This is a genomic window from Geothrix limicola, assembly GCF_030268085.1.
GTDB classification, from domain to species: domain Bacteria; phylum Acidobacteriota; class Holophagae; order Holophagales; family Holophagaceae; genus Geothrix; species Geothrix limicola.
In genome coordinates, this window is record NZ_BSDE01000002.1 from 46461 (window position 1) to 60424 (window position 13964).

Here is a 13964-nt window from a genome sequence, read left to right on the forward strand (position 1 = left end):
CGTGGCCAATCAGCCCTAGCGGAGAAGCGCCGGTACCTCCTTGGGCTTCAGCGGCGCCACGGGCTCCTTGGCCAGTTTGTCCTGCAGCAGCTTGATCGCCGTTTCCAGCTGGCGGTCGCGGCCTTCGTAGGTTTCCTTGGGCAGGTTTTCGACTTCCACATCGGGGGCGACACCGACGCCTTCGATGATCCAGCTGCCGTCCTTGCCCAGGTACTGGGCCCATTCGGCGGCGCGGATCTGGCCCCTGTCGGCGAGCAGGTTGGAATCCGTGAGCCAGGCGCCGGCCCCGGCGGTGCGACGACCCACCACGGGACCCAAGCCCAGGGCCTTGATGCCGGCGGTGAAGGTTTCGCCGTCGCTGTAGGTGAACTCGTCGGCCAGCACCACGAGGTGGCCGCGGAAGGTCTGCTGCATGTTGGTGGCGTTCAGGTGGCCCTTGTTGTCGGTCCAGTAGCCCCAGACGCGGCGCAGCAGCTTCTCGATGACCCAGCTGTCGATGTTGCCACCGTTGTTGCGGCGCACGTCGAGGATGAGGCCGTCGCGGTCCACCTGGCCGTAGAACTCGCGGGCGAAGGTGTTGATGTCGCCGGGTCCCATGGCCCGCAGGTGCAGGTAGCCGATCCGGCCGTGGCTGGCCTGGTCCACCTGGCGCCGCAGGCCCTCCTCCCAGTCGCTGTAGCGCAGGCTGGCCTGGCGTCCGCCGTCGATGGCCGTGACGATGACGGGCTTGAGCGCTTCGCCGCCGCGCGTGAAGGCGAGCAGCACCTGCTGGCCGGCCCGGTTGCGCAGCAGGTCCGAGAGGTCGCGGGCCTCGAGCACGGGACGTCCGTTGACCGCCGTGAGCACGTCGCCTTCCCGCAGGCCCAGACCCGCCTGGGCCAGGGGCGAGGCCTCCGAGGGCAGCTCGGCTTCGGTGCGGTAGAGGTGGTCGAGGCGGTAGCCCTCGGCGCTGCGGCTGAACACCGCGCCGAGGAAGGCCTGGGCCGAGCCGTCCTGGGCCACGCGCTGATCGCCGGGGCGGGTCTGACTGTGCAGGGCGCCGAGCTCGCCCATCATCTGGCCCAGCAGGTCGTTCAGCTCGGCGCGATCCGTCACGCGGGCCACCAGGGGTTCGTATTTCCTGCGCAGAGCCTCCCAGTCCTGGCCCCGCAGCTTGCTGTCGTAGAAGCGGTCGCGGTGCATGCGCCAGGCATCCTGGAACATCTGCCGCCACTCGGTCTTGGGCTCCACGGGGAAGGCCCAGCCGCCCAGCTTCACCTCGGCCTTGGCCAGGTCGCCGGCCTTGGCGCCCGCCTCCACGAGGTAGAAGGTGTCACCGTTGGGGCCGTGCTTGCGCAGCATGGCCTTCTTCCCGTCGGCGGAGAGATCAAAGCTCGCCACGTCGGCGGCGAAGGTTTCAAGCGGCGCGCCGCTGTTGCCGATCTCCAGCGTCTTCACCTGGGTGGCGCGGCCCTCGCGCTCGGTGAGGTAGAGCCTCTTGGCGTCCACGTGCAGGTCGCTGTAGTTGCCCGCGGCGAGGGGCACCTCGTAGAGTCGCGCCGCCAGACCGTTCCAGAGGATGGCCGGAGTTTCGGCCTTCGCATCCTTGGCCTTCGCCTCCTTGCCTTCCTTGGGCTTGGCCTCCTTGGATTCGGCGGGCTCGGCATCCAGTTCGGTCCTGGGCTGGAAGGGGAAGCGCAGGCCCTCCTGCAGGGCCAGGGCGTAGACCTTGGTGCGGTGGTCGAAGTAGGGGCCCATGTTGCGGTCGCCCCAGGGGGAATCGTTCACCACCTGGAAGCTGCGGTCGGAAAGGAAGTAGAGCCACTTGCCGTCGGGGCTGAAGGCGGGCGCATAGGATTCGTACTTGTCGCTGCTGAGGACCATCTGCCGGCCGTCGGCCACGCTGTGCAGCAGGATCTGGCTGAGGTGGCGGGCGCTGTCGGGGCGGATGATGGCGAGCGTCTTGGCGTCCGGCGCCCAGATCACGCTGGGCACCTCGCCGTAGGGGTTCGCGTCGATGCGCTTGTTCTCGCCGGAAGCGAGGTTCAGCAGGTAGAGGTTCCCCTCGTGGTCGGTGTGGGCCAGGACCGAGCCGTCCGGCGCGGGAAAGATGGCCATGCGGTCGAGGCCCTTGTCGGTGGTGAGGGCCATGCCGCCGGGAGCGCCGTTGGCGGGGAAGCGCCAGAGCTGCTGCTCGCCGGTGGCGTCACAGAAGGCGAAGACGCTCTTGCCGTCCAGGCTCAGGGTGGCTTCGCGGGCGCGGCTGCCCGCGGGCAGGGCCACGTCCACGCGGCGCAAGCCCTCGGTTCCCGCCACGGCCACCTGGCCGCGGGCCGTGAGCACCACGCGCTCGCCGTTGAGGGCGAGGCCGGCGTTCTCGAGGAAATCGAGGGGCTTCTTGATGAGCCGTTCGCGCTGCTGATCGAAGTCGGAGGCGAGGGAGACCTCCACCAGGCGGTCCTGCCCCGTGACCAGGTCATAGACGCGCAGGTCCGCGCCCAGCTGGTAGGCCACCCGTCCATCCCCCAGGGAGGCGCCGCGCACGTCCCAGGCCTTGTGATGGGTGAGCTGGCGCGCGTCGCTGCCATCGAAGGCCAGGGACCAGAGGTTGTCGCAGCCGTCCTTGTCGCTCACGACGAGGAGGCGGTCCTTCCACACCATGGGCCGCTTGAGGGGGGCGCCGAAGGACACCTTCACGGCCTCGCGGCCGCCCGCCAGGTCGTAGCGCCACACCTCGGCCGCCGCGCCGCCGCGGTAGTTCCGCGCGTTGTCCCCGGTCATGTGGATGCCCAGGCGGGTGAAGAAGAGGAGCTTGCCCGAGGGATCCACGCAGGCCTCGTTGGCATCCGCCAGGGGCAGCGTGGTGCGCGCCAGCGTCTTGGGATCCACCATGGCCACGACGGTGGCACGGCTGGGGCCCACCTCGGCCTGGGTGGTGAAGAGCACCTGGCCCTGAGGCGTCCAGCCCAGCACGGAGCAGCCCAGGCCCGCGAAGGTGAGGCGCCGGGGTTGGCCGCCTTCCACCGGCATCACGTAGACCTCCTGGGGCCCTTCGTACGAGCCCGAGAAGGCCAGCCAGCGGCCGTCGGGAGACACCGCGGGCCGGATCTCCTGCCCCGCGTGCGAGGTCAGCCGCATCGCCCTGCCCCCCGTCAGCGGCGCGCGCCAGAGGTCGCCCTCGGCCGTGAAGAAGACCTGGTCGCCCCGGGTGGCGGGGAAGCGGACATAGGCCTCGCCCGCATGGGCGGGCAGGCTCAGGATGAGCGCGCCCAAGACGAGCTTGAAGGCGAGGGCGGAAAGGGGCTTGGACATGGAGGCTCCGGGGCGGCGGGGTGGGCCTGCCGACTGAGATTGGCGTTACGAGCTTAACGGCGAAAGGTGTAGCACGGGCACAGGCCCGGTCTTCCCAAACCGCTCCGAGCCGCCGATGCTCGTCTCATGAGACAACCAATCAGGCCTTCCCTTCGCGCTCTCCTTCTCCCCTTGCTGCTCCTCGGCTCAGGCCGTGCGCAGGAGCCGGCCGCCCCGCCGATCCTTCGAAAAGCCCTTCTGCTCGCCCAGGTGGAACCAGGGAAACGCACGGACCGGGTCGAGATCCAGGAGATCACCCTGAAAGCGGGCATGAAGGCTCCGCTCCACCTTCACCCCTGCCCCGTGGTCGGCCTGGTCACGGCGGGCGCGATCTGCTTCCAGATCGAAGGCGGGCCCGTTCAGCACCTGAAACCGGGCGAGGCCTTCTTCGAGCCGGCGATGGCCCGCGTTGTCCATTTCGACCCGGAGGGAAGCGCCTCCGCGACCTTCATCGCGGCCTACCTCCTGGAAGCCGGGGACAAGGAGACCATCCGCCTGCTGCCCCGCTGAGGTCGCCCTACTGCAGCCCGGCGGGGGCCTCGTAGTCCGCGCGCACCATGACGACGCCCCAGCGCTTCAACAACCCCGGCATGTCGAAGCCCATGCGCTGGTAGTAGGCCCGCACCTCCTTGCCGGCAGCCTCCAGGGCCTCGCGGCTTTCCCAGGTGGCGAGGGTGACGAGGTTGTAGGGCCCATCCCCCGCCTTCTTCTCGAAGACCCTGTGGCCCTGGAACCCCGGCAGGGTGCGGATGAAGGCCATGTTCTGATGCATGGCCGACAGGAATTCCTCTCGCGCGGCCTCGGGGAGGATGAACGAATCGATGCGATACCAGGGCTGGATGGCCGGGTTCGGGCGGGGGATGAAGGTCGACATGGCGGGTCCTCGTGAGGGGGGTGGATACCAGGGGCGCGTGGCCCGGACCCTGATTCTTGTTCCGACGCGGACCTGGGGATTGTATGAATTCAGCGGGCCCCGAACATGCGTCGAGTAGGATGGCCCCATGAAGATGCACGCGTTCGCACCCTGCGCCGCCCTCGCGCCCTACGTGCGGGTCTTCGAGATCGTCGAGGCCGAGGCGGCCGCGGACCACACCCTCGTTCCGGAATCGGGCCTGATCCTCGGCTTCCGCTACGCGGGTTCCTCGCGCCTGCAGGAGGGCGCCGCCGAGGTGCCCGTGCCAAACCACGTGGTGACGGGCCTGCGGGCCACGGCGCGACGGATGCTCACCGCCCCGGGCAGCGGCATCATCCTGGCCAAATGCCACGACGGCGCCGCCGGGGCCTTCCTCGACCTGCCCCTGCACCACCTTTTCGGGGCGACGGTGGCCCTCGAAGAACTGGTGGATCCCGCCGAGGTCGAAGCCGCTTCCGCCCAAATCCGCGCGGCGAGGAGCCATCGGGAGCGCGTGGACGCCTTCGAGCGGTTCCTGCTGCAGCGTTTGGCGCGGCGGGCCTGGGGGCCGGACCGGGTCGTGGATGCGGCCGTGCAGGCCATCCGCAGCGACCCGGGCGCCCTGCGCGTGGGCGCCCTCGCGCAGGAACTGGGGCTCAGCATCGACGGGCTGGAGAAGCGCTTCCGCCGCAGCGTCGGCGCCTCGCCCAAGCAGCTGGCGGCCATCCTCCGCCTGCGGCGGGCCATCGGCTCCCACCGCAGGGGCGCCCCGCTGACGCGGGTGGCACTCGATGCGGGCTACTACGATCAGGCCCACTTCAATCGCCACTTCAGGGCCGCCCTCGGCGTTTCGCCAAAGGCCTTCCTCCAGGGGCCGCCCTGCGGCGGACCTACTGGGGCAGGATCAACTCAGTCCGGCGATTGAGCGACCGCCCGCTTTCGGTGTCGTTCCCGGCCACGGGATAGGCGCTGCCAAACCCTTCGGACTTCAAGCGATTCTTCGGCACGCCCTGCGCCTCCAGGCGGCCCGCCACGGCCCGCGCGCGATCCAGGGAGAGGGCCAGGTTGAAGTCGTTGGTGCCCTGGCTGTCGGTGTGGCCGCAGAGGTGGACCTCCAGCGCCGAGAAGGGGCCGTTGAGCAGGCGGGCTTGCTGATCCAGCAGCGGAAGGAAGTCGGGCTTGAGGTCCGCGCGGTTGACGTCGAAGGTGACGCCGGCGCCGTAGTCGAACACGAGAATCCGCGGAAGCTTCAGGACCTTCGCCATGGCCGAGCGGCCCGCGCCGAAGGTGAAGCTCATCTCCACCCGGTCCAGGTTCAGGTACTTGATCCGCTTCTCCACCAGGACCTCCTGGCCGAAGGTGGCCGTGATGGGCAGCAGGTCTTCGGTCGCGTTCACCGCCAGGGTCTGGGGCGTTTCGCCGATGGGCTTGCCCCCGCGGAACAGGGCGGCCTTGCCGGGATCGGAGGTGATGGTGACCTTGATCGCCGGCTGAGGGGCCGGCGGCTCCGGCGTCCGGCAGCCAAAAGCCAGGATGCCGACGGTGAGGGAGCAAACGAGGGCGCAGAAGGCTGAAGATTGAGCGTTCATGGTGCCTCCGGGAAATCGATGCCCGCTGCCACGGTGCTTTCGATGGGCCTGCCCTCCCCATCCAGCGCGGGCTTGTAGCGGGAGGCCAGGGCGAGGGCCTTGGCCGCTTCGGCGCACTCGGGCGCCACCTTGGAAAGCAGCCGGCAGGACTTGACCGTGCCGTCCTCGCCCACCACCAGGGACACGGCCACCTTGGTGCCCAGGCAGGCGGCGGGCACGGAGGTGGGCGTGAAAGTGGACGCGGCCCCCCCTTCGATCAGCTGCGGGTAGGTGACCACCCGGCGGGGTGGAGGTTCCGCGGGCGCGGCTTTGGCCGGAACGTCGGCGGGAGCCTGCTTCGGGGCCGGCGGAGGCGGCGTCTTCCAGGGGGTCGGCGAAACTCCGGCCACCAATCCAGTAGGAGCCGGCGCGTCGACGGACCTGCGCGGGAGGGTCCAGGCAAGCAGCGCCACGGCGGCCAGGAGGGCGGCCCCCAGAACGAGGCTGCCGGCGCCGCTCCGCTTGGGCCCCTTCGGCAGGTCCACGGTCGGATCGAGCCCTGGATGGTGGTTCTCCGCCGCCTCCTCCGCCGGAAGGGGCCTGAGGGGCTCGTGCGTGATCGAAACGCTGCCCAGGCCTTCGAGGGGGAGGTTCCACGCGATTCCCGCCGCCGCGCAGGCCTGCACCAGGGCCTCGCGCATCTCGTGGAGGCCCGCCCAGCGCCGGTTCTTGTCACGGCGCAGCGCGCGCATGACCACCTCGCTGAAGACCGGATCCAGGTGCGGCAACAGTGTCCCGATGGGCGTGGGTTCTTCCTGCACCCGCTGCATCAGCGTCTGGATGGCGCCTTCCTCGCTGAAGGGGAAGACCCCCGTGAGGGTGCGGTACAGCGTGATGCCGAGGGCGTACTGATCCGCGCGGCCATCGACCTCCTCGCCCAGGGCCTGCTCGGGCGAGAGGTAGGCGGGCGTGCCCAGCAGCTGGCCCGTCTGGGTCTCCTGGATGTCCCCCCAGACCTTGGCGATGCCAAAGTCCGCCAGGAAGGGCCGACCCTCCTGGTTGAAGATGATGTTGGCGGGCTTGATGTCCCGGTGGATGACACCCCGCTCATGGCTGTAGGCCAGTGCGTCCAGGAGGGGGACGGCGATGCGGGCCGTCATGGCCGCATCGAAGCGCCAACCCGCCTGCAGCAGGTCCGCCAGGGTCGGGCCGTCCACCAGCTGCATGGAGTACCACTGGATGCCTTCTTCTTCGCCGAAGGCGTAGACCTTGACGATGCGCGGGTGGTCCAGCGCGGCGACGGTCTTCACTTCATGGGTGAAGCGGCGGGATCTGAGCCCGGTGCTGGCGTCTTCGGAGGCGACCTTGAGGGCTTCGCGCCGCCCCAGCTGGCGGTTCACGACTTCGAAAACCGAACCCCAGCCGCCCTTGCCCACCAGAGACACGAACTCGTACCGGTCCGCCAGCCGGACCGCAAGCTGCATCCACCGTTCCTGGGACATGGGCCCATTATCCATCCGTGGGAGGATTCCGGGGGCCCAGCATTCGAGATAATCTCTCGGCAGCCTAGACAGGGGCCTCCTCCTCACGGAAAATGCCGAGACTGTCCCGTTTACATCCCGAGCGATTCCCGCTCCCAGGGGTCCAGGCCATGCCGGATTTCCTTCTCCACATTCCCGGGCACCGCGCTCAGCCGCTGAACCAAGCCAGGCCTGAGCTTCGGATCGGCCGGGCCCCGGGACAGGATGTCGTCCTGGAAGATCCGGCCATCTCGCGCAGCCACGCGCGCTTCCTGTGGAAGGAAGGGAAGGCCTACCTGGAGGACCTGGGCTCGCGGCACGGCAGCCGCATCAACGGACGGAAGACCTCGGGCCGCTGCGAAATTCAGCCCGGCGACCGGATCCTGCTGGGTGAAGTGGAGCTCTCTCTTTCGCCCTGCGAATCCCGCGCGGAGCCCGGCCTCCCGCGGCGCACGAAGGAAGAGACGGTCACCCTCTCCCTGTCCGTGGAGAACCTGCGGTACGAAACGCGGCCGCCCGGCGGCGACGTCTCGGGGCCCGGCGCCGTGGACATCCTCCATCACCTGAGCCGCGACCTGGTGTCTCGCCGGTCGCCCCGGAGCCTCCTCGAGGACCTGCTCGAGCGCCTGATGTCCCACCTCGACGCGAGCCACGGCGCGGTCTACCTGAAACAGCCCGGAGGAGCCCTGGAATGCCTGGCGGCGCGATCCGTGGGCACGGATCCCGGCGCGGCGGCCTCCCTCTCGCCCGGCACCATGGAGGCCCTGTTCGAGCGGAAGGAAGCGCTGCTGATGGATGCGACGCTGGCTGCTCCGAACCACCCGGCGGCTCCGAACGGCGTGACGGCAGCCACCCCGGGCGACACGACCCGGTCCGTGATGGTGGTTCCGCTCGAATCCCAGGGCGAGGTGCTCGGGCTGATGCATTTCGGTGCGAGCGAGACCCGCGGCCCCTTCACCGAGCAGGAGATCCGCTTCGTCGTCTCCCTGGGCAACCTGGCGGCCACCCGCATCATTCATCAGCGCACGGCGGAGGAACTGCAGCGCAAGGAAGATCTGGAACGCCAGATCCTCGCCCTGGAATCCCAGACCCGCGCCAAGGGGGAGCTGCTCGCCTTCATCAGCCACGAGATCCGGAACCCGCTCACGGCGCTCATCGGTTTCCTGGAGCTCGCCCAGCGGGCCAATCTGCCTCCGGCCGCGCAGGCCCACCTGCAGAAGGCCGAGCGCTCCGGCGCCACCCTGCTGAACATCCTCAACGAGGTGCTGGACTTCTCGAAACTCGAGGCGGGCGGCATCGAACTGGAGCGCATCCCCTTCCAGCTTCAGGAAGTGCTTGAAACCGTCCTGGATCTCTTCGGCCCCCAGGCCTCGGCCAAGGGCATCACCCTCCGGCTGCAGCGCGATCCCTCGCTGCCCACGGACTGCGTCGGCGATCCGCTTCGGCTCGGGCAGGTGCTCACCAACCTGGTGGGCAACGCGGTGAAGTTCACCTCCGACGGGCACGTCTCGCTCGCGGTGGTGCCCGGGGAGGATCCCGCGCGGCTCCGCTTCACCGTCACGGACACGGGCATCGGCATCCCGGAAGAACGGATCGACCACCTCTTCAATCCCTACACCCAGGGCGAGGCGGCCACCACGCGACGCTTCGGCGGCACCGGCCTGGGCCTCTACATCTCAAGCCGGCTCGTCGAAATGCAGGGCGGCACGATCTCGGTGGCGAGCAGGCCCGGCCAAGGCAGCGCCTTCGCCTTCAGCCTGCCCCTGCTCGCTTCGAACCGCTGACCTCCCTGCCGCGGGCGCAACCACGGGATCGGAAACCTCGCATGGCCGATACCGACCTCCCTCCCCTGCTCATCCTGCTCCCCGGACTGGACGGCACGGGCCGCATGTTCGAGCCGTTCCTATCGGCCCTGGAGGACTTCGACGCGCGGGTGGTGCGCTATCCGGCGGCGCTCGTCTCGTACCCCGCCTGCATCCACTTCGTGCGCACGCATCTGCCGAAGGACCGGCCCTTCCTCCTGCTGGGCGAATCCTTTTCGGGGCCCGTGGCCCTGGCCCTGGCGGCGGAGCGTCCCGAGGGGCTGGTGGCCCTGGTGCTCTGCGGCAGCTTCGCGCGGAACCCGCGCCCGGGCCTGTCCTGGCTGGCGGGTCTGCTGGGCCTTCTGCCCGCCCGTCGCCTGCCCATGTGGCTGCTGCGCTTCCTGCTCCTGGGCCGGTGGGCCACGACGCCGCTGATGGATCTGGCCCGAGCCATGGGCGCCGAAGCTTCCCCCGTGGCCATGCGGGCGCGGCTCCAGGCGGTGATGGGCGTGGATCACACACCGCTGCTCGCGCACATCCAGGCGCCCACGCTGGCCCTGGTGGCAACCCGCGACCGCCTGGTGCCCCGGGCCGCCACCACGTGGTTGCGCGCCCACCTGCCGAACCTGGACATCGTCAGGCTCGATGGACCCCACTGGCTGCTGCAGGCCCGTCCCGAAGCCGCCGCAAAGGCCATCCGGGATTTCCTGGCGCGCCTCCCGCGGGGTTGATTACACCGTGGGAAGCCTTTGGAACCGGTGATGGACAGTGATGAACGGTGATAAAGAGGGGCGCTTTTCATCACTGTCCATCTCCGTTCATCACTGGTTAAAGATCTTTCGCGGTGATTTTCACCGTGAGGGACCTTGCTATGGCTGCAGGCCCGTCCCGAAGCCGCCGCGCAGGCCATCCGGGATTTCCTGGTGCGTCTCCCGCGGGGTTGATCACACCGCGGGAAGCCTTTGGAACCGGTGATGAACAGTGATGAACGGTGATAAAGAGGGACGCTTTTCATCACTGTCCATCTCCGTTTATCACTGGTTAAAGATCTTTTGCTTTTGCTTTCGCCTTGCGGGCCCTTGCTATGCTTGGGCCCCGTGGACCTCCCCGCCCCTTCCACTCACCTCTGGGCCGCCCGACCCCGGGTCGCGCTCGCCGGTACCAGCGGCTTCATCGGAGCGGCGCTTTGCGAGGCGCTGGGCGAGCGCTTCGACCTGCGCATCCTCACGCGCTCCATGGCCCGCCGAGCGGGCCCCGAAGATGACATCCGGCCCTGCGACCATTTCTCCCGCAAGGAACTGGCCACGGCGCTGGAGGGCGTGGACTACGCCATCTACCTCGTGCACAACCGCGATCCCTCGGCCCGCCTGGACCAGGCCCAATGCCAGGACATGGATCTGCTCGTGGCCGACAATTTCGCCTGGGCCGCCGCAAAGAACGGCGTGAAGCAGATCCTCTGCCGCGCGCCGCTGCTGGCCCATCCGGAGCGGCCCACCGCCAGGCACGCGCAGGAACTGGAAGCGGTGCTCGCCGCACGCGGTGTGCCCCTCACGGTGCTGCGCACGGGCCTGGTGATGGGTCCCGGTGGTGAATTGTCGAAGCTGCTGGCGCGCCTGGTGCGACGCTTGCCTCTGATCCCCCTGCCCAGGCTCGCCGACACGGACATCCGCCCCATCCACCTGGAGACCCTGCTCGCGGCCTTCCAGCACTGCGTGGGACGGCCGGACACCTTTCATCGCGCCTTCGATGTGTTCGGGCCCGAACCCGTCACCCTGCGGCGAATGATCGAGGACACGGCCCGCCTGCAGGGCCGCAAGGCCCGCTTCGTCCCCTGGCCGGGCATGCCCCCGGGACTCTTCGCGGCCCTGCTGCGCAGCCTGAATCCTTCGCTGCATCCGGTCTTCCTCCGCTACCTCCTGGATCAGTTCGCGGATGGCACGCCGGGCCAGGACAATCCCGTGCAGCAGGCCGCCACCCGCGACTGGGCGCCCCTGCAAGGCACCCTGGCGCGGTCCCTGACCTCCGCCTCGGGAACCCTTTCGAAGGGCCAGCGGCACGTGGACGACGAGATCATCCGCCAGATGGGCCGCGTGCGCTCCATCCAGCGCATGCACCTGCCCCCGCGGCGGAACGCCGAATGGATGGCGGACCACTACTTCGCCTGGCTGGGCACCCTCATGAAGGCCTTCGTGGGCACGGAACGCGATGCCGACGGTTCCTGGACCGTGCGTCAGAAGCCCGGCGGCCTCCGGCTGCTGCGCCTGGATTTCAAACCCACCCACAGCACGCCGGACCGGCGCATGTACTTCATCACCGGCGGGGCCCTCGCCCGCGCGCTGGGCGGACGCACGGCCCGCCTGGAATTCCGCGACCTGCTGAACGGCCGCTTCACCCTCGTGGCCATCCACGATTTCAACCCGGCCCTGCCCTGGTTCTTCTACCGCTTCACCCAGGCCGTCATCCACGGCCTGGTGATGAAGGGGTTCCAGGGCCACATGGAACAGGCCGCCGAGGGCGGGCCCATGCTCTGACACCGGCCCCGGGCGGCCCCTGCGAAGCGCGCGGCTCCGCCTATTTCTCGGGTTCCTTCTTCTCGGGCTTCGGCGTCCAGAAGCCCGGATCGCTGGCGACCAGGCCGGGGGCCGGGAAACTCAGCTTCGGATTGAAGGCGAAGATCTGGTTCTCCACATCATTCACCGTCTCCGAAAAGACCTTCTGCATGGTCTTGCGGCCCTCCTCACCCAGGGCCTCCGCGACGGCCTTGTCCGCCGCATCCAGGGCATCGATTTCCTTGAGGCTCTTGAGGGGACGCAGGGCCACGAAGCTGGGCGAGCCCATGCCCGCGCTCACCTCATAGAACGCGAAGGAACCCGGCAGCTGACTTTTTTCGTAGGCGGCCAGCGCCACTTTCACGCCCTCCTCGAAGGCCTTGTTCTGGCCCGGCTTCACGCGGAATACCCGCGTGCGAAGGTACCGCATCTTGCCGATCTCCACCGGCGGGCCGTAGCTCAGATCCTTGCGGTAGGTCCCCAGGAAGGTTCGGACGCCCGTGAGGTGCTCGCCATCCTTCTGGGAGATCGCCTCGACCTCCTTCTTCAGGGCCGGGTTCTGCTCGACTTCGTGCTGCTTGGCCTCCCAGTCCGCATAGTTGGCGTAGCCCATGAGGAACCAGGCCTCTGAAGGCCCCGTCAGGGAACTCATGCCGATGTAGTGATCCGTGGCCTTCCCTTTGACGAGGGCCCTGGTCCAGGCGGATTCCGTGGCGGCGTGCGCCGCGCCATGGCCGGGTTTGACCTCCTCCCGGACGAACTGCATCAGCGGCGGAGGCGGCATGGGGCCGCTTTGAGCCAGCAGGACCGGGGCCACGAGAAGGGCCAGCGCGGAGAACAGGGACGGGAAGGTTGCGTGCTTCATGGAAGCCCACCTCCAGAGGGCGGACCTGATGCTAGGCGCCACGCTTAAATTCATCTAGCAAATTCATGTAGTAACAATTCAATCTAGTCGTATTCATCCAAATACCGATCCAGACATCATCAAGCTCGGACCTGAGAGCGGAGGAGCACAGGTTCGAGCCTTCGCCGGTTCAGCGAGGCCCGAACACGCCTCAATCCTTCCCGACGCCGATCTCGGAGGATTTGAAGCTCCGGTAGAGCAGCAGGTCGTAGAGGATCTTCAGTCCCCCCGCGATGAAGAAGGGCATGCCCACCAGCGCGGGCACGGCGAGCATGGGGCCCGCGAGCACCGGCGAGATGGCCGCGCCGGTGGTGCGCGCGATGCCCGTGACACCCGCGGCGGCGGAGCGCTCATCGGGCGCCACCACGGCCATGGTGTAGGCCTGGCGCGTGGGCACGTCCATCTGCGAAATGCTGAAGCGCAGCAGGAGCATGGCGACGGCCAGGGGCAGGTTGGGCATGAGCGGCACGAGGATCAGCAGCACGTTCGATGGGATGTGCGTGACCACCATGGTGCGGATGAGGCCGATGCGCGCCGCCAGCCGCACGGCGTAGAGGCTGGAGAGGCCCGCCAGCACGTTGGCCGCGAAGAAGATCGACCCCAGGGCGCCCGGCGCCACGCCGAACTTCCGGTGGAACCAGTAGGCCATGATGCTCTGGATGACGAAGCCCCCGGCGAAGGCGTCCAGCGAGAACAGGGCCGACAGCTTCAGCACCACGCCCTTCGAGGCATGGAGCCCCCACCGGCTGGCGTGGCTGGCGGCGGGCGGGGCCTCCACCGCCGCCGACATCTTGGCGAAGAGCGCGGCGAGGATGAACCCCACGGCGGCGTAGGCCACGATGAGCACCCGGTAGCTGGCCACGGGGGCCATTCCCGAGCCCTGAAGCGCCTGGGCCGTCCAACCCCCGGCTAGGGCGCCGAGCGCGGTGGCGAAGGAGCCCGTCAGGTTGTACCAGGCGAAGACGCCCGTGCGGCGTTCCTCGGGCAGCACCTGGGAGAGCGCCGCCTGCTCGATGGCCAGGAAGGGTCCCACCTCGTTGCCCGAGGGGCTGATGACGCCGAAGGTGGCCGCCAGCACGAGCACGGTGAAATCCCCGCTGAGGGCGAAGGGCAGGCCCGCCATCACCATGAGCGCCGCGCCCACGACGAGCATGCGCTTGCGGCCCAGGCGATCCGCGCGGAGGGTGATCCAGAGCGAGATGAGCGTATCCCCCACCAGGGTGAGCGTGAGCAGCAGGCCGATGCGGCCTTCGCTGAAGCCCAGGCCTGCGAGGTAGAGCACCAGCACCACGGAGAGGAAGCCGTACGAGAACATCCGCGCGGCCCGCGTCACGAAAAGCAGGCGGCCGTCGCGGCCGAGGGCGGGAGGAGGGGACGGAACGGCTGGCTGGACCATGCA

The 13964-nt window shown here is 68.8% G+C and carries 11 protein-coding genes; 5 read left to right on the plus strand and 6 right to left on the minus strand.

What is annotated here, in order from left to right; all coding sequences use genetic code 11:
- Nucleotides 1–15: 15 nt before the first annotated feature.
- On the minus strand, nucleotides 16–3291 hold the full coding sequence (locus tag QSJ34_RS05980) for a S41 family peptidase (protein ID WP_285571697.1): 3276 nt from the start codon (nucleotides 3289–3291) through the stop codon (nucleotides 16–18).
- 249 nt (nucleotides 3292–3540) lie between these two features.
- Here QSJ34_RS05980 and QSJ34_RS05985 point away from each other — a divergent pair, with 249 nt between their 5' ends.
- Nucleotides 3541–3840 (plus strand): cupin domain-containing protein, encoded by a 300-nt coding sequence (locus tag QSJ34_RS05985; RefSeq protein WP_285571700.1) that lies wholly within the window; start codon nucleotides 3541–3543, stop codon nucleotides 3838–3840.
- A 7-nt stretch (nucleotides 3841–3847) separates the two neighbouring features.
- Here QSJ34_RS05985 and QSJ34_RS05990 read toward each other — a convergent pair whose 3' ends face one another.
- Nucleotides 3848–4204 carry an antibiotic biosynthesis monooxygenase family protein gene (locus tag QSJ34_RS05990; protein ID WP_285571702.1) on the minus strand — a complete coding sequence of 119 codons (357 nt, stop codon included), beginning with the start codon at nucleotides 4202–4204 and terminating at the stop codon, nucleotides 3848–3850.
- 127 nt (nucleotides 4205–4331) lie between these two features.
- On the opposite strand from QSJ34_RS05990, the gene QSJ34_RS05995 reads away from it, so the two are divergent.
- Complete coding sequence (locus QSJ34_RS05995; RefSeq protein WP_285571704.1) at nucleotides 4332–5147, plus strand: helix-turn-helix domain-containing protein; 816 nt, start codon at nucleotides 4332–4334, stop codon at nucleotides 5145–5147.
- Here the strand turns inward: QSJ34_RS05995 and QSJ34_RS06000 are convergent.
- Nucleotides 5113–5811: an OmpA family protein gene (locus QSJ34_RS06000; RefSeq protein ID WP_285571706.1), complete on the minus strand. Its 699-nt coding sequence runs from the start codon at nucleotides 5809–5811 to the stop codon at nucleotides 5113–5115. The two genes, QSJ34_RS05995 and QSJ34_RS06000, sit on opposite strands and share 35 nt — an antisense overlap.
- A complete protein-coding gene (locus tag QSJ34_RS06005; RefSeq protein ID WP_285571708.1) occupies nucleotides 5808–7274 on the minus strand; it encodes a serine/threonine-protein kinase in 1467 nt (488 codons plus the stop codon). Before QSJ34_RS06005 ends, QSJ34_RS06000 begins: the two co-directional genes overlap by 4 nt.
- A 167-nt stretch (nucleotides 7275–7441) precedes the next feature.
- On the opposite strand from QSJ34_RS06005, the gene QSJ34_RS06010 reads away from it, so the two are divergent.
- From QSJ34_RS06010 to QSJ34_RS06020, 3 genes are all read left to right on the plus strand, one after another.
- A complete protein-coding gene (locus QSJ34_RS06010) occupies nucleotides 7442–9094 on the plus strand; it encodes an ATP-binding protein (protein ID WP_285571710.1) in 1653 nt (550 codons plus the stop codon).
- A 41-nt stretch (nucleotides 9095–9135) separates the two neighbouring features.
- Nucleotides 9136–9843 carry an alpha/beta fold hydrolase gene (locus QSJ34_RS06015; protein ID WP_285571712.1) on the plus strand — a complete coding sequence of 236 codons (708 nt, stop codon included), beginning with the start codon at nucleotides 9136–9138 and terminating at the stop codon, nucleotides 9841–9843.
- Nucleotides 9844–10209: 366 nt separating this feature from the next.
- A complete protein-coding gene (locus QSJ34_RS06020) occupies nucleotides 10210–11643 on the plus strand; it encodes a Rossmann-fold NAD(P)-binding domain-containing protein (protein WP_285571714.1) in 1434 nt (477 codons plus the stop codon).
- Between the two features lie 40 nt (nucleotides 11644–11683).
- On the opposite strand, the gene QSJ34_RS06025 is transcribed toward QSJ34_RS06020, so the two are convergent.
- Together QSJ34_RS06025 and QSJ34_RS06030 are read right to left on the minus strand one after the other, a co-directional pair.
- Nucleotides 11684–12526 carry a hypothetical protein gene (locus tag QSJ34_RS06025; RefSeq protein ID WP_285571716.1) on the minus strand — a complete coding sequence of 281 codons (843 nt, stop codon included), beginning with the start codon at nucleotides 12524–12526 and terminating at the stop codon, nucleotides 11684–11686.
- 190 nt (nucleotides 12527–12716) lie between these two features.
- The gene (locus tag QSJ34_RS06030) at nucleotides 12717–13961 is read right to left on the minus strand and encodes an MFS transporter (protein WP_285571718.1); all 1245 of its coding nucleotides are present in this window, start codon (nucleotides 13959–13961) and stop codon (nucleotides 12717–12719) included.
- Between the last annotated feature and the right edge of the window lie 3 nt (nucleotides 13962–13964).